18 protein-coding genes are annotated in these 18,939 nt (G+C 66.2%); 11 read left to right on the plus strand and 7 right to left on the minus strand.

The features are described 5' to 3' along the window. Nucleotides 1–209 precede the first annotated feature (209 nt). Both AC1DV8_RS04725 and AC1DV8_RS04730 read left to right on the plus strand, forming a co-directional pair. Entirely contained in the window at nt 210–1,265 is a 1,056-nt protein-coding gene (locus tag AC1DV8_RS04725; protein ID WP_477156654.1) for an SH3 domain-containing protein, read from the plus strand. A 143-nt stretch (nt 1,266–1,408) separates the two neighbouring features. After that, on the plus strand, nt 1,409–1,891 hold the full coding sequence (locus AC1DV8_RS04730) for an SRPBCC family protein (RefSeq protein ID WP_477156655.1): 483 nt from the start codon (nt 1,409–1,411) through the stop codon (nt 1,889–1,891). 101 nt (nt 1,892–1,992) lie between these two features. Here AC1DV8_RS04730 and clpS read toward each other — a convergent pair whose 3' ends face one another. Beyond that, nucleotides 1,993–2,301, minus strand: a complete 309-nt coding sequence (gene clpS / locus AC1DV8_RS04735; protein ID WP_477149066.1) for an ATP-dependent Clp protease adapter ClpS — start codon at nt 2,299–2,301, stop codon at nt 1,993–1,995. 118 nt (nt 2,302–2,419) lie between these two features. Here clpS and AC1DV8_RS04740 point away from each other — a divergent pair, with 118 nt between their 5' ends. The 3 genes from AC1DV8_RS04740 to AC1DV8_RS04750 all read left to right on the plus strand — a co-directional run bounded on the left by AC1DV8_RS04740 (nt 2,420) and on the right by AC1DV8_RS04750 (nt 7,656). After that, nucleotides 2,420–5,167: a M16 family metallopeptidase gene (locus AC1DV8_RS04740; RefSeq protein ID WP_477156656.1), complete on the plus strand. Its 2,748-nt coding sequence runs from the start codon at nt 2,420–2,422 to the stop codon at nt 5,165–5,167. Between the two features lie 199 nt (nt 5,168–5,366). Next, nucleotides 5,367–6,458, plus strand: coding sequence for a multicopper oxidase domain-containing protein (locus AC1DV8_RS04745; RefSeq protein WP_477156657.1), 1,092 nt, complete (start codon nt 5,367–5,369; stop codon nt 6,456–6,458). 1 nt (nt 6,459) lies between these two features. After that, nucleotides 6,460–7,656, plus strand: a complete 1,197-nt coding sequence (locus AC1DV8_RS04750; protein ID WP_477156658.1) for a ZIP family metal transporter — start codon at nt 6,460–6,462, stop codon at nt 7,654–7,656. On the opposite strand, the gene AC1DV8_RS04755 is transcribed toward AC1DV8_RS04750, so the two are convergent. After that, nucleotides 7,653–8,975 carry a tetratricopeptide repeat protein gene (locus AC1DV8_RS04755; protein WP_477156659.1) on the minus strand — a complete coding sequence of 441 codons (1,323 nt, stop codon included), beginning with the start codon at nt 8,973–8,975 and terminating at the stop codon, nt 7,653–7,655. The two genes, AC1DV8_RS04750 and AC1DV8_RS04755, sit on opposite strands and share 4 nt — an antisense overlap. 319 nt (nt 8,976–9,294) lie before the next feature. On the opposite strand from AC1DV8_RS04755, the gene AC1DV8_RS04760 reads away from it, so the two are divergent. Next, nucleotides 9,295–10,131, plus strand: a complete 837-nt coding sequence (locus tag AC1DV8_RS04760; RefSeq protein WP_477156660.1) for an aldo/keto reductase — start codon at nt 9,295–9,297, stop codon at nt 10,129–10,131. Between the two features lie 49 nt (nt 10,132–10,180). Here AC1DV8_RS04760 and yddG read toward each other — a convergent pair whose 3' ends face one another. After that, on the minus strand, nt 10,181–11,071 hold the full coding sequence (gene yddG, locus AC1DV8_RS04765) for an aromatic amino acid exporter YddG (protein ID WP_477148904.1): 891 nt from the start codon (nt 11,069–11,071) through the stop codon (nt 10,181–10,183). A gap of 80 nt (nt 11,072–11,151) precedes the next feature. Between yddG and AC1DV8_RS04770 the strand changes: the two genes are divergently transcribed. From AC1DV8_RS04770 to AC1DV8_RS04780, 3 genes are all read left to right on the plus strand, one after another. Next, complete coding sequence (locus AC1DV8_RS04770) at nt 11,152–11,481, plus strand: DUF6665 family protein (protein ID WP_477148905.1); 330 nt, start codon at nt 11,152–11,154, stop codon at nt 11,479–11,481. Nucleotides 11,482–11,610: 129 nt separating this feature from the next. After that, nucleotides 11,611–12,900: an acetoacetate decarboxylase family protein gene (locus tag AC1DV8_RS04775; protein ID WP_477156661.1), complete on the plus strand. Its 1,290-nt coding sequence runs from the start codon at nt 11,611–11,613 to the stop codon at nt 12,898–12,900. Nucleotides 12,901–13,003: 103 nt separating this feature from the next. Beyond that, a complete protein-coding gene (locus AC1DV8_RS04780; RefSeq protein ID WP_477156662.1) occupies nt 13,004–13,279 on the plus strand; it encodes a hypothetical protein in 276 nt (91 codons plus the stop codon). On the opposite strand, the gene AC1DV8_RS04785 is transcribed toward AC1DV8_RS04780, so the two are convergent. Both AC1DV8_RS04785 and AC1DV8_RS04790 read right to left on the minus strand, forming a co-directional pair. After that, nucleotides 13,276–13,734 (minus strand): GNAT family N-acetyltransferase, encoded by a 459-nt coding sequence (locus tag AC1DV8_RS04785; RefSeq protein WP_477156663.1) that lies wholly within the window; start codon nt 13,732–13,734, stop codon nt 13,276–13,278. The genes AC1DV8_RS04780 and AC1DV8_RS04785 overlap by 4 nt on opposite strands. Next, nucleotides 13,700–14,083 (minus strand): ArsR/SmtB family transcription factor, encoded by a 384-nt coding sequence (locus tag AC1DV8_RS04790; protein WP_477148909.1) that lies wholly within the window; start codon nt 14,081–14,083, stop codon nt 13,700–13,702. The genes AC1DV8_RS04785 and AC1DV8_RS04790 overlap by 35 nt, the downstream gene beginning before the upstream one ends. Before the next feature lie 112 nt (nt 14,084–14,195). Here AC1DV8_RS04790 and AC1DV8_RS04795 point away from each other — a divergent pair, with 112 nt between their 5' ends. Together AC1DV8_RS04795 and AC1DV8_RS04800 are read left to right on the plus strand one after the other, a co-directional pair. After that, the gene (locus tag AC1DV8_RS04795; RefSeq protein ID WP_477156664.1) at nt 14,196–15,368 is read left to right on the plus strand and encodes an MFS transporter; all 1,173 of its coding nucleotides are present in this window, start codon (nt 14,196–14,198) and stop codon (nt 15,366–15,368) included. Nucleotides 15,369–15,462: 94 nt separating this feature from the next. Beyond that, nucleotides 15,463–16,623 (plus strand): MFS transporter, encoded by a 1,161-nt coding sequence (locus tag AC1DV8_RS04800; protein WP_477156665.1) that lies wholly within the window; start codon nt 15,463–15,465, stop codon nt 16,621–16,623. On the opposite strand, the gene AC1DV8_RS04805 is transcribed toward AC1DV8_RS04800, so the two are convergent. Both AC1DV8_RS04805 and AC1DV8_RS04810 read right to left on the minus strand, forming a co-directional pair. After that, nucleotides 16,620–18,158: a permease gene (locus AC1DV8_RS04805; protein ID WP_477156666.1), complete on the minus strand. Its 1,539-nt coding sequence runs from the start codon at nt 18,156–18,158 to the stop codon at nt 16,620–16,622. The two genes, AC1DV8_RS04800 and AC1DV8_RS04805, sit on opposite strands and share 4 nt — an antisense overlap. Beyond that, nucleotides 18,158–18,919: an ABC transporter ATP-binding protein gene (locus AC1DV8_RS04810; RefSeq protein ID WP_477156667.1), complete on the minus strand. Its 762-nt coding sequence runs from the start codon at nt 18,917–18,919 to the stop codon at nt 18,158–18,160. Before AC1DV8_RS04810 ends, AC1DV8_RS04805 begins: the two co-directional genes overlap by 1 nt. Nucleotides 18,920–18,939: the final 20 nt, after the last annotated feature.

Raw genomic sequence — 18,939 nt, forward strand, 5'->3', positions numbered from 1 at the left:
GCATCTCCGGAATCGGGCGGGTTGGGTGGAGCAACGGTAGCGCGAGGGCCTTGGTTGCGGGAAGGGCTATAAGAGTTTCGCGAGAACTGGATGAAGGGGGGATGAACGGAGCGAAACGCCAGTATTCACGGCCGGTTCACAGCGGAAGTGGTTGTCTGCGTATCGTATGCGGGGAAATGCATTCCCTGCAGAGGAGAGGGATGAGGGAAATGAGCATCAATCGGCTCGTCATGACCGCCGCGCTGGTCGCGGCCGGCATGCTGATAAGTACCGCCGCCGCGTTTGCGGTGGAAGCCGCAGCCAAATCGGCAGTGAATGTGCGCACCGGACCCGGAAAGACATTCGGTATCGTCGACCAACTGACGGCCGGCGAGGTGGTGAACGTCACCGAGTGTGCGCCATCGAATTTCTGTTTCGTCGAGCATTCCGGCCCGGACGGTTGGGTGAGCGCCAACTACCTGACCACGGCCGGCGACGACGACGAGGAGGCAATCGAAGAAGGCTCCGGTTCCAATCCGGACTGCAGCTTCGGTTTCAGCATGACGCCGAGCGGCCCGACCATGTCGATCAACTGCGGCGACGGGCCGGCGCCCGGGCCCGGACCAGCGCCTGAGCCGGAAGAAGAGCCGAGCGCCTGCTTCTATGTCGGCAGCAATTTCAACGGCGACGACCTTTGCGTCGGGTTGGGGACGCGCAATGCGCTGAACGCCACGTTCAACAACAAGATCTCGTCGGTGCAGCTGTTCGGCGGTGCCAAGGCCAAGCTCTGCGAGGACACCAACCTTGGTGGCGTCTGCAAGATCGTGACCACCGACACCGGGCCGCTGGTGCCGCAGATCAACAACAAGGCGTCGTCGCTGACGGTCTATGTCGGTGCACCGCCGATGCCGGAACCGCCCGAGCCGCCGGAAGTGCCGGATACGTTCTCGACCGGTCCGATCGATCTGCAGCAGACCTACACGGCCAACCTCGACAACGGCAACGTGGGCGGTGGCGGGACCGACATCTGGTACCAGGCGGTGACCGCGGTGGAGAAGTACATCACGCCGCAGGCCGGTGCCGGCCTCGCACTCGGCGACGGCTCGAACCGTGGCTATGAAGGGTGCTCGGAAGAGAGCTTCTCGTCCGACAGCATCCCGCTCGCCGATGTCCCGCCGGGCACCTATGTGTGCGCCAAGACCAACCAGGGCCGCATCTCGCAGTTCCGCGTCAACGGCTTTGTCGGGACGACGATGAAGCTCGGGTACACCACCTGGGCGAACTGAGCGCCTGACCAGCTAATGCAAGGGGCCCGGAGCATTCTCCGGGCCCTTCGTTTTTTCCGAGATTTTTTCGGTGGAGCTGTCGATTCCAGCGCGCGTGCTTCGTCGTGAAGTCGAACAGGCAGTTCAAAGCAGAGGAAACCGACATGACAACGAAGCTCGATATCGCCCCCGAGAACGACAACCAGCTGGTGCTGGCCCGGATCATCGATGCGCCGGTGGAGCAGGTGTACCGCGGCTGGACCGACCCCAAACTGATGAAGCGGTGGTTCGCGCCGCGGCCGTGGACGACATCGGAGGCGAGCCTCGACCTGCGGCCCGGAGGCGGGAACGTCGTCACGATGGTCGATGAGAATGGCACCGAGTACCCCAATGCCGGCCAGTACCTGGAAGTGGTGCCGAACCGGAAGCTGGTGTTCACGGATGCCTATACCGGCGACTGGCAGGCGAGCGAGAAGCCGTTCATGACGGTGACGCTGACGTTCGAGGATATCGGCGGCAAGACGCGCTACATCGCGCGCTGCCAGCACTGGAACGCCGAGGACAAGGCGGCGCACGAGCAGATGGGCTTCCACGAAGGCTGGGGCATGGTCACCGACCAGCTCGAGGAAGTGCTGAAGGCCAACTGACCGCAGCTCGCCAGATCGAAAGCAAGGCCGGTGGCGACTGCCGCCGGCCTTGTTGGTTCAGCCCGCCTTGCCGTCGGTGGGCGGCTGTCGGTCAACCGGCGCTATTCTTCGGGTTCGGTGGTGAAAAGCAGTGGGTAGCCCTCGTTGCGCGCCATTTCGGTGGCGCGGTTCGCCTTGGTCTCGGCGATCTCCTGGGTGAACACCGCGACGACGCAGGACCCCTTGGTGTGAGCGGTGATCATGATGCGGTGGGCCTGGTCTTCAGTGATGCGGAACTCGGCCTTCAGCACGCGCACGACGAAGTCGCGCGGGGTGAAGTCGTCGTTGAGCAGGATCACCTTGTAGAGCGGCGGACGCGCCACTTTGGGCACGGTCTTGGTGCGCGGCTTGGTGTCGGTGTCGTTGGCCATGGTCGGGGTAATATAGTGCACGTTCGGGGGCGCCGCATCCCGTCGATGCGAGACGTATGCGTGGACTGGGGCCGCCGGCGATGCCATGAATGGCGCGCTTTTCATCAGGATCTACTGCATGCGCCTTATTGGTTCGCTACTCGTTGTTGTCGGTTTCGTGCTGGCCGGGACTGCAGCTTCGACTGCCGAGGATCAGCCGCCGGTGGTGCAGTACCGGCTCGACAACGGGCTGGAAGTCCTGCTGGCACCGGACCATAAGGTGCCCAAGGTGGGGCTGGCGCTGGTCTACGGGGTCGGCGGCATGAACGAGCCGACGGGCCGCTCGGGCTTCGCGCATCTGTTCGAGCACCTGATGTTCAGCGGCACCGAGGAGTACCCGCGGATCGACGACACCTACTCGGCACTCGGGGTGCAGAACAACGCCTTCACCGAGGAAGACCGGACGATCTATGTCGATGATGCGCTGGCCTCGACATTGCCGGTGCTGCTGTCGGTGGAAGCCGACCGGATGGCCAATCTCGGGCGCGCAGTCGATCAGCGAGAGCTCGACCTGCAGCGCGACGTGGTGAAGAACGAGATGCGGCAGACCGTGCTCGACAGCGCCGGCCAGCCGGGAATGGAAGCGCTGCGGGCGGCGCTGTTCCCCAAGCCGCACCCCTACGCGGAATCTGTGATTGGCTCGATCGCCGACGTCGATGCGGCCAAGCTCGAGGACGTGAAGGCATTCTTCGATGCGTATTACGTGCCCAACAATGCGGTGCTGTCGCTGGCTGGAGATTTCGACGTCGAGGCTGTGAAGGCGATGATCGCCGAGACGTTCGGGCTGGTGCCGCGAGGCGCCGACGTGGCGGTACCGACGGCGAGCGCGCCGAAGCCAGTGGCGTTGCGGCTGGATTTCACCGACAGGCTGCCATCGCCGATCGTCGTGCTGGCGGTAGCGGGGCCGGGGGTGGATGCACCGCAGAGCGTGGCGCTGACCGTAGCGACGGACCTGTTGGGCAATTACGAGTACGGCGTGCTGCGGCGCGAACTGGTGAACACTGGGATCGCGATTAATGCGAGTGCCGGCTGGGATCCCGGGCGCCTCGGCGGGCGGCTGCTGATTTCGGCAACGGCGGCGCCGGGCGTCGCGCCGGATGTGCTGGAGGCGGCGCTGCGCAAGTCCGTGGCCGGGTTTGCAGCCTCGACACTCGATGCGGCGGATATCGAGCGGGCGCGGCGGTCGCTGCGGCTTGGCCGGCAGCTCAGCGCAGAGTCGATGCTGGATCGGGCGCGGGCGCTGGCCACGCGCTTCGACCTTTATGGCGCGGATTCGCCTGGGCTGGGCGATGATCCGAAGCTGCTGACGCTGACGGCGGCGGAGGTGGAAGCAGCGTTTCGGGCGCTGGTGGTGCCGGAGGCGCTGAGCGTCTTGACCATCACGCCAGGTGCACGCAGCGATTATCCGGCAGTGCTGAAGGCGAGTTCGGGCACCGCTGAGCCGATTGCCGCGGCGCCGCGGCCCGTGGTCAATGTGCCGATGCTGGCGGCGGGTAAGCCTGGGCGGGCCGAACTGCCGCCGATCGAGACGGCGACGCTGTCGAACGGCATCCGGCTGGTGCACTACAAGACTGCCGGCTCGCCGCGCGTATTGGTCGCGGCATCGGTGACTGGCGGCAGCGGCAGCGACGAGCCGGGCACGGAAGGGCTGGTCGAACTGACTGCGATGATGATGTCGCGTGGGGCGGGCGAGCGCGGCTTCGAGGCGTTCAGCAAGGCGGCCAAGGATATCGGCGCTGACCTGTCGGGCCAGGCAGACATGCAGCAGACCGCGGTGGTGCTGGCGGTGCCGCCGGAGGATTTCGGGGCGGGCGTCGACCTGTTGGCAGATGCGGTGTTGCGGCCGCGGTTCGAGCCGAGCGAGTGGGGGGCGCTGCGCGCCGAGGTGCAGCAAGGGCTGGCCTATCGCAAGATGGATCCGGGCAGCCTTGCCTATTACGCGATGGAGGAACTGGCGTTCCCGATCCCGGAAGGGCGGGCGGCGCTGGAGACCACGCCGGCGACGGTGGATGCGCTTACGGTCGACGAAGCCCTGGCGATGCACCTCAGGCTCTTCACGCCCAAGACGATGACGATCTACAGCGTCGGCGCGATCGGGCTCGATGCGGTGAAGCCAGAGCTCGAGCGGGCGTTCGGCGCGTGGAGCAATGACAGTGCCGGGCTGAAGCCAGTGCCGCATCCGTCGGCGGCGTTCGCTGAGGGGCTCAAGGTCTATATCGCGCCGAGCGTCGGCGACAGCCAGGCGATCATCTACCTGGCGCGGCCGGCGCCAGCGTTCAACGATCCGGGACTGGTGGAGACCATTGCGGTGGCGCGGTTGCTGGGTGGGGATTTCACCAGCCGGCTGAACCAGGTGCTGCGCGAGACGCATGGCTATTCGTACGGCGTCGATGCGTCGGTGTGGTCGAACATCCCGACGGGCGGCATGCTGACGGTCTCGTCGGCGGTGCAGGCGGACAAGGTGGGGCCGGCGCTGGCTGATATCATCGCGGGATTCGGCAGCCTGGCGTCGGTGCCGGTGGCCGATGCGGAGTTGGCGCGGACGGTGATGGCGACGGCGGCAGGCACAGCCGGTTCGGTTGAGACGTCGGGCGGGCTGTTCGGGCTCGTGATGAGTGCCGCCGGCATGGGGCTGACGGCGGAGGAACTGAACGGCAAGCTCGATGAGATCGTGGCGCTGAAGCTGCCGGCGGTGCAGGCGGCAGCGCAGTCGATGGCGTCGCTGGAGCGTGCGGTGGTGGTCATCGCGGGCGATCCGCAGTCCATCCTGCCGCAGTTGGAGACGATCGGCATTACCGACGTGACGGTGATCCCGCCGGACGAGTGATCTGACGCTTGGCGCTCACGAGCTAGCTCTTCGGACCGATAGCTGAGGGGCGGGCTGAGACCCCACCGATTACGGCTCGCAGTCCTGCAAATGATATGCACTTGCAGCGCTCTGGCGTTCTGTTAGCATCGCAAATGCGAACCATTCGCAATTGGAGGCTGGCTTGGCGTCGGAATCATCCCTGCGGCGCAGAGATTTGTTGTGGGCAAGCCTTGCGGCGGCCGGCGGTACGGCTGTCGCGCTGAAGGGAGCGCTCGGGCAGGAGAGCCATACGGGGCACGCCGGCATGGCGACCCCCGATGTGGCGCCCGAGCCTAGCGACGCCGCCTATGGCGGGGCGCACTCGGCGCATGGCGACATGATGACGGTGGGCGACGTCGATGAAGCCGCCAATGGCTTTACCGCGACGCAACTGCTGACCGAGTGGGACACGGGCACGGTTTCGAGTCTCTCCGACGGGCGGACGCTGCGCAGCTTCGTGATCGAGGCGATCGACAGGGAGATCGAGATTGCGCCGGGCGTGAAGTTCCCGGCCTGGACCTATAACGGCCGTGTGCCGGGGCCGGCGATCCGGGCCAAGGAGGGGGATCGGCTTCAGATCACCTTCAAGAATTTCGGCTCGCACCCGCACTCGATGCATTTCCACGGCATCCATTCGGCGAGGATGGACGGGGTGCCCGGGGCTGGGCTGATCAATCCCGGCGAGACGTTCGTCTACGAGTTCGACGCCTTTCCATTTGGCTGCCACCTCTATCACTGTCACGCCTTGCCGCTGCGGCGGCACATGCACAAGGGCATGTACGGCGCGTTCGTCATCGACCCCGATCCGGCGGTGCATCCGGAGGCGGCCGAGGTGGCGAAGTCGCGTCTGCTGGGGACGCCGGAGAACGCACGCTGGCAGGAACTGGTGATGGTGATGAACGCCTTCGACACCAATTTCGATAGCGAGAACGAGTTCTACGCCGTCAACTCGATCGCCCATGCCTACGCCAAGGTGCCGATCCGGATCGAGAAGAGCCGGCCGGTGCGGATCTATCTGGTCAACGTGACCGAGTTCGACCCGATCAATTCGTTCCACCTGCACGCGAACTTCTTCGACTACTACGATACGGGCACGAACCTTTCGCCGACGCTCAGGACCGTGGACCTGATCACGCAGTGCCAGGCGCAGCGCGGCATTCTGGAGTTCAGCTATGCCAGGCACGAGCCCGGCCAATACATGTTCCACGCGCACCAGACCGAGTTCACGGAGCTCGGCTGGATGGGCATGTTCGACGTGGTGGAGGCCTGAGATGAGCGATGCTGCCCAGACCGTCGATGTTGTGCCGAAGCCGTCCGGCTGGACGCGGCTGCTGTGGGTGTTGCTGCCAATGCTGGCGCTGACGGCAGCGCTGGCCTGGGTGTTCGTTGCCGACCCACTGAGGAGCTTCGACAACGGCGCGCCGCCGGTCGAGGGGCTGACCGTGGAGCGGACGGTGCTGGACAGCAGCGGGGTCAAGCTGCAGGTGCGGGCCGGCGGCTCGACTGACATGCGGATCGCGCAGGTGCAGGTGGACGACGCCTATTGGGTATTCGCGCAGGACCCGCCCGGACCGCTGCCGCGCGGCACCACCGCCTGGGTATCGCTCGCCTATCCGTGGGTGCTGGGCGAGGCGCACGCAGTGCGGTTCGTCACCGATACCGGGGCGACGTTCGATCATGAGATCGCGGTGGCGGTGCCGACGCCGCAGCCTACTGCTACGGCACTGGGCGCACAGGCGATCATCGGTCTCATCGTCGGGCTGCTGCCGGTAAGTGTGGGGCTGATGTTCTATCCCGCCCTGCGCGGCATCGGCCGTGAGGGCATGAACTTCCTCCTGGCGCTGACGGTTGGGTTGCTGGGGTTCCTGCTGGTCGACATGAGCAGTGAGGCGCTCGAGGTGGCCGGCGAGGCCGCCGCGATGTTCCAGGGGCCGGCGCTGGTGGTGCTGGCCGGAGCAGCGAGCTTCCTGGTGCTGATGGCCGCAGGGCGCTGGCGCGGGGCACCGAGCGGGGTGCAACTGGCGTTCTTCATCGCGCTCGGCATCGGGCTGCACAACTTTGGCGAAGGCCTTGCAATCGGGGCGGCATTCGCGTCCGGCGCGGCCGGGCTGGGCCTGTTCCTGATCGCCGGGTTCACCTTGCACAACGTCACAGAAGGCATCGGCATCGCAGCGCCGATCCTGAAGGAGAAGGTGCCGCTGTGGTCGTTCGCGGCGCTGGCGGTGCTGGCGGGCGGGCCTGCGGTGGTCGGCCTCTGGATCGGCAGCCTGGCCACGGCGCCGCAATGGACGGCACTGGCGCTTGGTGTGGGAGCGGGCGCGATCCTGCAGGTGATCATCGAGGTCGGCGCATACCTGGTGCGCAGCAATGCGGGCAAGGCGGGGACCTGGTTCACCCCGGCGGTGATTGGCGGCCTGATCGCCGGCGGCGCCGTGATGTATGTCACCGGGGCGTTGGTGAAGATCTAGGGGAGCGGCAGGCCAAGGCGGGCGAGCAGGGCGGCAAAACGTGGCTCGTTGCGCAGGCTGCGGAATTCCGGCTCGACCAGCAGGCCAATAGTTTCGCCGCGCTCGACAGAGGTCTCGAGGTAGCTGAGTGCCTCGTCCTTGTCGCCGAGCAGCGCGGCTGTGGCGGCGACCTTGTAGGCCTGCTCGCGCTCGGCCTGGAACTGGCGCTTCTGCTCGACGAGCATCGCGGTGAGCATGGCTTCGCGGCCGGACGGCAGGGCCTGGCGCGCGGTTTTGGCGATCAACTGCCGGGCGGCACTGCCTTCGACCTGGGCAGCGATCTCGTAGTTGTCGAGGAACTCCGCGTAGCGATGCTGGTCGAGATAGATGGTCGCGAGATAGGCGGGCACTGCGAGGTAGTCGGGATTGGCCTGGCGCAGTTGCTCGAGCATGGCGATCGCCGCCTGGGTGTCGCCGGCGTAGTAGTGGATCAGCGCGGCATTGGCGCGGACGGAGCGCGAGTCCGGCTGCAGGGCAAGGGCGCGGTCGATCAGTTCGCGCGGGCGCTCGAACTTGCCCATGTGCATCGAGGTCAGCGCGTACCAGTGCAGCGCCTGGGCGTTGTCCGGCATGAGCGCAAGCGACTTTTCGAACAGTTCGGCAGAACGGGCGAATTGGTGCTCACCGTAAAAGGCGTTGAAGCCGAGGGCGGCATAGGCCTCGGCCAAAGCGGGATCGAGCGCGATGGCACGCTCGGCGGCGGCCTTGGCCTTGGCGTAGGCCTCCGGCGCGGGCGCCGAGGTGTACTGACTGATGAGGTTGTAAACGTTGGCGAGGCCGACCTCGGCGCGGGCATAGCCGGGTGCGATCGCCAACGCTGCATCGAACTTCTCAATGGCGATGGCAAAGCCGGAAGCGGTGCGGCTGGTCCAGGCGATGACGCCCTCGTCATAGAGGGCGCGAGCCTCGGCCGGGATGGGCGGCGCTGCATCAGGCCGGGATGGGGTGGTGGCGACCAAGCCGATAATGATGAGGCCGAGGATCGCCATCACTGCGGCGATGGGCAGGAACAACCGCCGGCGGGTTGGCGCCGACGTCGCCTCGATGGGACCTGCCACGATGGCCATCGGACGCGGGGCGCTCAGCCAGGCCTCGAGTTCGTTCACATAGGCAAAGACCGAGGTTCTGGTGCCGCCAGGCACTCGGCGCACCGGCAGGCCGCGGATGGTTTCCCAGCGCTTCACCGTGCGCTCGTCCTTGCCGAAGAAGGCGGCGATCTCCTTCCAGCTGTTCAGGCGCTGGCCTAACCCCTCCGAGCCGGGTTGGTCAGACGTGTGCAAGCTCCGAATTCCGTCGTCCATCACGGTTGCCCTCGTGAGCAATTAACCGTTGAAGGCGGGCGGGGAGTCAACTGCGATACAGCGCATTTGATCGAACGGGCGAAACGACCCGTTCTTAGCTTTCCGGAAGCACCGGCAGATGACGCTGGAGGCGATATCGTCTATGAACGATGAAGGCGTCTGCTCGGGCTTGGATCCGCGGCGCCTGAACCTTTCCCCACCGGCGGCATTGTACCGCCGCACACCAGACATCGCCGTCCGCCCTAAGCGTCACGTCCTGCGGCCGGCTTGTCTCATCGATAATACTCGGAGGCAGTAAATGGCATCGGTTCCATCCATCAAACTTCGCGACGGCAATTCCATCCCGCAACTGGGGCTGGGTGTGTGGCAGGTCGATCCGGCGATCACCGCGCGCGTCGTCACGGACGCTATCGATGCCGGCTACCGGTCCATCGACACGGCCGAGGGCTACAACAACGAAGAGGGCGTGGGCGAGGCGATCAAGCGCTCCAGCGTGCCTCGCGATCAGCTGTTCATCACCTCGAAGCTCCGCAATGGCGGGCATGCGCGCGACCTGGCGCTGAAGAGCTTCGATGCCACCATGAAGGCGCTGGGGATCGACCAGCTCGACCTGTTCCTGATCCACTGGCCGGTGCCCAGCCAGGACAAGTATGTCGAGGCGTGGAAGACGCTGGTGGAGCTGAAGACGCAGGGGCGGATCCGCTCGATCGGCGTGTCGAACTTCAACCAGGATCACCTCGAGCGCATCATCGCCGAAACCGGCGAGACCCCTGTGGTCAACCAGATTGAGCTGCATCCGCGGTTCCAGCAGCGCGACAAGCGCGACTTTCACAAGGCCAACAACATCATCATCGAGAGCTGGAGCCCGCTGGGCTCGGGCCGCATGCTCGACGATGCGACGGTGGGCACGATCGCCAAGAAGCACGGCAAGTCGATCGCGCAGACGATCATCCGCTGGCACCTGCAGGAGGGGCTGATCGTCATCCCGAAGTCGACGCACAAGGAGCGCATCGCCGAGAATTTCGACGTGTTCGGCTTCGAGCTCGATGCCGACGACATGGCGAAGATCAATGGCCTGAACAAGGGCAGCGGCCGCGTCGGGTCGGACCCGGCGACGGCGGCGTTCCTGTTCTGAAGTCTGCGCTGGTGTGAAGCATGAAGGCCGGGAGCGATCCCGGCCTTTTCTATTCGGCAACCGCGATGCGGCGGCGGAACAGCAGGTCCTTGGCGGCGAGGACGGCGCCAGCGGTGATCAGCAAGCAGGCGATCAGGATCATGTGGCTGTAGGTCGCGTAGCCAGTGAGGATCAGGATCAGGGTGGAGAGCAGGGGCGCGGAGTAGGAGGCGGCGCCGAGCACCTGGATGTCGCCGCGCTTCACCCCGATGTCCCAGACATAGAAGGCGAGCCCGACCGGGCCGAGGCCGAGCCCGATCAGCGCAGCCCATTGCCAGAGGTCGGTGGGCCAGATGGTCTGCTCGAGGAGCAGGTGGCAGACGGCGGCGAGGACGGCAGTGACGAGGCAGAAGCCGGCGATGGCATCGCTGCTGACGGCGGCGAAGCGGCGCGACAGCACCGAATAGGCCGACCAGATGAGGGCGGCGCAGAGCGCAGCGGCATAGCCGACGGCATATTGCGGATCGAAGCCAAAGCCCTGGCCGCGGGTGACGACGAGGACCGCGCCGCTGAGCGCCAGGGCGCAGCCGGCGACGTGCTGCCACTTCAGCCGTTCACCGGGGAGGAGGGCGGAGAACACCACGATCAGCAGCGGCCAGAGGTAGTTGATCAGCCCGGCCTCGACCGGCGGCGCGTTCCTGAGCGCGAAGAAATAGCAGAAGTGGTAGCCGAAGAGGCCGACCACCCCGAGCAGCCAGACCGGCAGCGGCTGGCGCATCGCTTTGATGGCGCCGGGGCGCAGCACCAGCAGCGACAGCCCGCCGATAGCGAAGGTGACCGCAGTGAGTTGGAAGGCCGGCATGGCGCCGCTGGCGGCGGTGAAAAAGGCCAGCAGCGACCAGAGCATGACGGCGGCGAAGCCGATGAAGGTGGCGGTGGAGCGCGAGAGATGGCTGGTCATCCGTTGCTTCTAGCGTGGCCGAACGGGTTTGGGGAAGGGCGGGGGTTGCAGCCGCCGGTCGCGTTTCCTAGCTTTGCGGGATGAGCCTCAGCGCAGCCGATCTTCTTGAACTCCGCCAACGCCTTACCAGCGGATTTGGTCCAATCGAGAGCGAGGTGTTGGCCGAGAAGGCATCGTCGCTGGGCCACTATGGGCGGCAGGTGGAGAAGGCCATGGCGGCGCTGAGGGCGTTCGACGCCGCTCCCGGCACTGCGGATGAGCGCATGGTTCTGGTCAAGGCCGCGGCGCGAGACGTGTGGAAGTTCTTCGTGCAGCGCGAAGCCTGCGGCATGCGCGACCAAAGGGACGCCATCCGTCACTACGGCATCCCGCAAGAGGTGCTGGTTCGGCTCGGCGCGGTGGAGAAATGAACCGGATTGATCCGGCACTTCGATCTCACTAGAATCTATGAGATCGATTACATGCCAAGCCGGCGCGGGACGTTAAGTACGGATTGGATCACGTGGATCGAGTTGTCTTGATACGGCCCGGGAACGCCGATGCTCGGCGATAAGGTACGCAAGTCCCTCAGGGACATGGATACGCCATCCGCAGCCTTGCGTCCGGCTGCCGACATCGTCCCGCCCTTCCACAAGCTTGCCGTCGACGTGATCTGGGCGGGGTTCCGGATCGATCCGGAGGCGCTGCGGCCGTTCCTGCCCGAAGGGCTGGTGCTATCGCCGGCCAGTATCGGCGTGCTCGGCATCTACCAGGCGCCGTCCGGCTATGGCATCGCGCCGTACACGCGCGGGCTGGTGGGCGTGTCGGTCGAGGGGCTGGCCGGCTCCGACGTGGGCGAGGGCATGTTCGTGATGGGCAACATCATGGATGAGCCGGGCGCCGCGACGATGCGGCGGTTCTATTCGGGCGCGACGGTGGAGGGCACTGCGCACACCTGGCGGGAGGGTGACCTGCTGCACGGCGTCGCCTCGGTCGGCGGTGTCGACTGGCTGCGGGCGACGATCCGGCCAGGTGAGATTCGCGCGGGGCTGTCGGGTGTCGACAACTTCCTAGGCATCACGCAGGCCGGCTTGATCAAGCATGCCGACTCGACCGTGGCGGATCTGGCGGATGCCGAGATCGTGACACTGGAGATCACCGATGCGGCGCCCGACTACATGCGGGCGCTGCGGCCGGTTGAGTACGTGTTCGCGCTGGATGCATCGCGGGTGAACTCGATCTGGAGCGAGCCGCGGGTGGTGGGGCTCACGACCTCGGGCAACGCGGCATCGGTGTTCCTGGGGTTGATCGAGGATACCGGCCGCGCCGCCGCAGTGGTGCGGCAGGATGGGACGCTGATCGAGGCCAATGCCAGCGGACGGGCCCTGCTCGGACCGGATGGTTCGCGGCCGGGTGAGCCGCTGCTCAGTGGTCTGGCAGCGGAGCGGCAGGCACTGGGCCATGCGTTGAAGATGAGCTGTGCGCGCAAAGGGCCGCGGGTGTCGGAGCCGATCGCGCTGACGAGGGCTGGGGGCGGACGCCTGCTGGCCTATGTGTTGCCGCTCGAGCATGGTGAGCACGGCAAGGATTGTGCGCTGGTGCTATTGGCCGACACGCGTGAACCGGAGCGGCGCGATGCGGTGCAGATGCTGCAATTGTTTGGCCTGACCGGCGCCGAGGCCAAGCTTGCCGCTTTGGTAGGCGTCGGCCACCCGCCGCGTGGCGCTGCCGCTGAACTGAGCATCTCCGAGCACACGGCGCGGTCGACACTCAAAACCGTCTACGACAAGCTCGGAATCAGGAAGCAGTCGGAGCTCGGCCACCTCGTGGCGCGCCTGCAGTATCTGTAGAAGCAATGCTGTCCATAGATGGCTGCCCCCCGCATTTGTGGGGTGCGGCGGGTCGCGCGTGATGTGCATCCTTTGCCTGGATGCTGCGAAATGGATGGTTGCCGTGCTCGACCTGTTGGAAAAACGCGCCAAACCCAAAGCGCCGCAGCTCACGGGACTGACTGTCGGCGACGTCATCGCCATGCTGGAGACGTTCGACCCTTCGGCGCCGGTGATGGTACATGGCGAGAGCGGTGGCTTTGAGGAAGTACTGGGCTTCCGCACCACCGGCGTGGCGCTGAACGTCAATTCGGCCGAGGGCTTCGGACCGCACGACGTGCCTGATGACGGGGCGCAGCCCGACCTCGTCGCCGTTGTGCTGCGGTCGACCGAGCGCTAAAGCGCTAGCTTGAAACCTTCGTGGCTCTTGGAAAAACCCAGCCGCTCGTAGAAGCGGTGGGCATCGAGCCGCTTCTTGTTCGAGGTGAGCTGGACGAGACCGCAACCGCGAGCCCGCGCCTGTTCGATGGCCCAACCGATCATCTCGCCACCCAGCCCCAGGTTGCGATGTGTCGGGGCGATGTGCACGGCCTCGATGAGGCTGCGGAGCTCGCCGAGGCGGTTGATGCCAGGGATGTAGGTCAGCTGCATGGTGCCGACTACTTGTCCCTCGAACTCGGCGATCACCAACTGCTGGTTGGGGTCGGTTGCGATGGCATCGAACGCGGCGATGTAGCGTGGGTGGTGTGGCTGGTCGGGTAGGTCAGCACTGGGCGCGACATTGTCGTCGACAATCAGCCGGACGATGAAGCCGAGATCGTCAGGGGTCGCGTCGCGAAAGCTCAGCCGGCTCATTCGGTTCGTCCTCGAATCCATCGATGTGCAGATCACGGGTACTGGTGATGATCGAGTCGAGGAAGCCGGGGAAGCGCGCGTCGAGATCAGTGCGGCGCAGGGTGACGCGGCGGCGCGTACCCTCGGGGGTGACATTGACCACTCCGGCCTCGCGCAGCTTGCCTACGTGGTAGGTAATCGACGTCTTGCTGGCGAGATCGGTAAACTGACCGCAGGTCATGCCGATGCCTTCGCAGCGCGACAAATGGCCGATGATGGCGAGCCGCGTCTCATCGCCCAGTGCGGTGAGCACGTTGGGAAGGGTGATCTGATCGGCATCGGGATGCGGCAAAGTCGGCTGTGTGCTCATGCCGTTTAACTATGCCATTTCCTGTCAAAGTTCAATGATCGTTGAACTAGGGGTTGACGTGGGGCCGGCCGAGGTTCATTTGTTCAACAATCATTGAACTAAGGGAAGTCACATGGACACGCGGCTTATCTGGCTCGCGCTCGGCACCTTTGCCGTCGGCGTCGAGGGTTTCGTCATCGCTACGCTCCTGCCGGCCATCGCAGCCGATAGCGGCGTGACGATCACGCAAGCGGGTTATCTGGTCTTCGCCTATGCCATTGCCTACGCGGTGGGAGCGCCGGTGCTTTCGGCGTTCACCGGCAAGTTCGACCGGCGGCCGCTGCTCGCTGTGGTGGCGCTGGTGTTCGCGACAGGCGCGCTGCTGGCGGCGATCTCGCAGGGCTATGCGATGCTGTTGATCGCGCGATTGATCATCGCGGCATCGGCCGGCCTTTATGCCGCTACGGCTCAAGCAGCGGCGGTGACACTGGCTCCGCCCGAGCGGCGGGCGCGGGCGGTGGCGACGGTGGTTGCGGGCACGACGATGGCGGTGGCGCTGGGCGCGCCGATCGGAGCGTTCCTCTCAGGCTTTGCCGGCTGGCGCGGCACCTATTTCGCCATTGCCGGTGTGGGTGTGCTGACTGCGGCAGCGATCTGGATGATGTTGCCCAAGGGCATACAGGGCGACCGGCGCGGGCTTGGCGAGCGGCTGGGGGTGCTCAGCGTGCCCGGCCTGCTGCCTGCGCTGCTGACGATCCTGCTCTACATGGCCGGCCCGTTTGCCGCATTCATCTACCTCGGGCCGGTGACCACCAAGCTGATGGGGCTCGACGCCGGGCTGCTGCCCTTCGTGATGCTGGCCTATGGCCTCGGCGCGGCGCTCGGCAACCCACTGGGCGGGCAGTTGTCTGACCGGATCGGGGCGCAGGCGACGGTGACCATCGCCGCGGTGCTGAACATCGTGTTCCTGGTGCTGCTCGGCGCCATTCCGCTGTTGCCGCAGCCGGTGGTCATGCCGGCCTACTTCGCCTTCATGGTGGCCTGGGGCATCGCTGGCTGGATGTTCGTTCCGGGACAGGTGAGCCGAGTGGTTGCCCTGTCGCCGACATCGGCGCCGCTGGCGCTGTCGCTCAATGCATCGTTCCTCTATCTCGGGACCGCGCTGGGTGCGCTGGTTGGCGGCGTGGTGCTCGAGCACCTGCCGATCGGCGACCTGGGGTTGGTAGCGGCGATCTTCCCGGCCCTTGCGTTGGGCATCCTGGTCGCGAGCCGTCCACGCGTCGTACCGATGCCCCGGCTCGGCTGAAGCCGATGGCCCGGCTCGGCTGAAAGGCTTAGCCCCCGCGCCTTGACCGGTGCCGGGGGCTCTCCTAACCATCGTCGGGCGAGGGGCTTCGGCGATGGACGTGCGACTGCTGTGGTTGGCGCTGGGCGCATTCGCCGGCAGCGTCGAGAGTTCGCTCATCGTCAGCGTGTTGCCGGCCATCGCGTCCGAGACGGGCGTCAGCCTCTCGCAAGCCGGCTATCTAATCTTCGGCTATTCCATCGCCTACGGCATCGGCACGCCGGTGCTCTCGACAGTGTTCGGGCATGTCGACCGGCGGTCGGTGGTGGCCGGCGCGGAGTTGCTGTTCGGGCTGATGGCGCTGTTGCTCGGGGTACTGCCGGGGTTCCTGCTGCTGGTGCTGGCGCGTACGCTCCTGGCGCTCGGGGCGGGGCTGTTCACTTCCACGGCGCAAGCTACGGCCGTGGCGCTGGCAGCGCCGGGCAAGCGTGGCACGGCGATATCCACGGTGGTGATGGGCGGCTCGATCGCGGTGGCAATCGGCGCTCCGGCCTCGGCGCTGGTGGCGCAGTTCCTGGGCTGGCGAGCTGCCTATATCGGGCTCGGGATGCTCGCGATCATCGCCTCGGCGACGATGTGGCTGAAGCTGCCGGACGACATTCACGGTGACCGGCGGACCATCCGCGAGCGGCTGAGCGTGCTGAAGGTGCCGGGGGTGCCGCTGACGCTGCTCACCTCAGGCGTAACGGTGCTGGCGAGCTTCACCTTCTTCAACTACCTGGCGCCGGTGACCACCGACTTGCTTGGCCTCGACCGGGTGCTGCTGCCCTTGGTGATGTTCGCGTTCGGGATCGGCGCGATGCTCGGCAACTACTTCGGCGGGCGCATGGCTGACCGGATCGGCGGCAAGCAGACGACGCTGGTGATCCTCGGCCTGATGATCGTGCTGTTGGCTGCGCTTCCGGTGCTGGCAACGCTGCCACGGGCGATGGTGTTGCCGGCGTTCTTCGCCCACATGGTGCTCTATGGCGTCGTCTCGTGGGGGTTCTTCCCGCCGCAGCTGCACCGGCTCGCCACTCTGGCACCGGCGGCGGTGCCGCTTTCGGCGTCGCTGAACCTCACGGCAATGAATGTCGGCGGGGCGCTGTCGGCACTTGTCGGCGGGCTGGTGCTCGAGGGCTTCGGCATCGCCTATCTCGGGCCGATCGGTGCTGTCGCCGCGGTGGTGGCGCTGGTGATTGCCTACCTGGCGCCGGACCATCGCGAAGCGATCTAGACCACCCGCTTACCCTTGGGGCTGAGGCCCCAGGCGGCGAACAGCACGATGACGGCAAGCCCGGCCGGCAGAATAGCCAGCAGCTGGTTGCCCGCCGCGAGGACGGCGGCGCCGGCCCACATGATTGAGCTCAATGCCTCGGAGATGGTGGCGGTGCGCGAGGCGACCTGGCGCCGGCGGAACATGGCGCGGCGCATCGGCACGCGGAACCACAGCTGGATGGCGGTGGCGGAACCGGCCGAGATGGCAACGAAGATCGCAGTGATCCAGGCGAGCTCCAGCGAGGCGATGCAGACCAGCAGCAGGATGGGCGCAAAGACCACGGCGATGGAGCAGAGCACCGCCTCGATCTTGGCGACGAGCACGGCGCGCGGATGGATCGGTGCCGTGACGACGAGGTCGTGCGCGTCCTCGCCGGAGATGGCGAGCCAGGAGAGGCCGCCCGCGAGCTGGCCGGCGGCCATCACGATCACCGGGATGACGACGACATAGGTGCCGGCGCTCTGGCCGTAGGAGACCCAGAGGAACAGTGCCGGCGGGAACAGATAGAGGATCTGCATCAGCGTCTGGCTGAGCAGCCACGGATCGCGCAGCAGCAGGCGCCACTCCTTGACACGCAGGGCGTGGCGTTGCGAGGCCTTGCGGAATGGTCGCGTGGAGGCGGTCTGCTGCACGCGGGTAGCGGAGACACCAGCGGCGGCGATGGCGTGCTGGGCGAAGCCACCGGAGGTCATGCGGATGACCAGGGCGAGGACGCCTAGGCCGAGCAGCAACACCAGCAGCATGGCGCCGAGATCGCCCATCGCCGCTTTGGCGGGGAGCCAGACGAGGTTGGACGGCTCCGGCGTGCCGGCGACGAACTCGGGCGATTGCAGCACCGAGAAGCGGTTCATGTTGCCGAAGCTGAGGATGGCGACCGCCTGGATGCCGATGACGAAGCCGGCGCCGACGATACCGGCAATGATCTGCGCGATCAGCCGGGTGCGGGCGGGGCCGATGCTGCGGAACAGGCCCACGGTGACCAGCACCGAGATGGCGGCCGAGATCGCGCCGAAGCCGGCCAGTACGCCATAGGCGGCGAGCCACTTCGGACCGCCGTAGATGACCAGCACGTTGATGATCGGGCTGGCGAGCAGGCACGCCAGCAGCACGGTGCCGAAGGCGGTGGCGCCGGTGCGGACGGCGAAGACGCGGGCCGAGGATGCGGGGGAGCTGAGGATCAGGTCGAGATCGGAGCGCGAGTAATAGGCGCGGGTCACCGATTCCAGCGCCTGGCTCAGCATCACGGTCCAGAACAGGAAGCCGCTGCCGGTGACCAGCACCAGCGTCGATTTGTCGACGACGATGCCCTTGGCGATCCAGGGGGCGAGCAGCGCATAGGCGAGCCAGTGCAGGCCGAGGTAGAACATGGCGAGCGTGACGAACAGCACGACGCCGCGGACTTTGCGGCCTCCGGTGGTCATGGCGAGCCAGTCGCGCCAGGCGAGGCGGAACTCGTGGGCGGCGAACCAGGAAAGCGTGGCCGGTGTGCTCATCAGGCGGCGACATCCGCCATGTCGGCTTCCTTCTGGGCGACCAGATCGAGGAAGATTTCTTCGAGCGTGGTCTCACGGCCGATGCGGGCGCGCAGTTCTGCGAGCGTGCCTTCGGCGACGAGGCGGCCGTGATTGATGACGCCGATCCGCTCGGCCATGCGCTCGGCGACTTCGAGGATGTGAGTGGTCATGATGACGGTTACGCCGGACGCCACCTTCTGCTTCAGCACGTCCTTGACCTGCCGGGCGGAGCCGGCGTCGAGGCCGGTGAGCGGCTCGTCGAGGATGATCAGGCGCGGGTCGTGGACCAGTGCGCCGGCGAGGGCGACCTTCTGCAGCATGCCCTTGCTGAAGCCGCCGCAGCGCTCATTGGCGTGCGGGCGAAGGCCGAGCCAGTCGATCAACGCGTTGGAATGACGCTCGGCCTCGCGGGCATCGATGCGCCAGAGGCCAGCGACGAACTCGAGATATTCGAGCGGGGTGAGGCGGTCGTACACCATCGGCTCGTCGGAGACCCAGGCGACGATCGATTTGGCGGCGATCGGGTCCTTGGCAGCGTCGATGCCATAGACCGAGATGGAGCCTGCTTCCGGCTTCAGTAGCCCGGCGACCATGCGGAGGATGGTGGTCTTGCCGGCACCGTTGGGGCCGAGCAGGGCGTAGAACTCGCCGGCCTTCACCTTGAGCTCCAGGTCGATGACGACCGGCCGGTCAAAGCTCTTCTTGAGCCCGGAAATGTCGAGGGCAAGGTCGGCTGGCATGCGTGAGGCTCCGGTCGTGA

The organism is Devosia sp. P3_B2, from assembly GCF_056402875.1.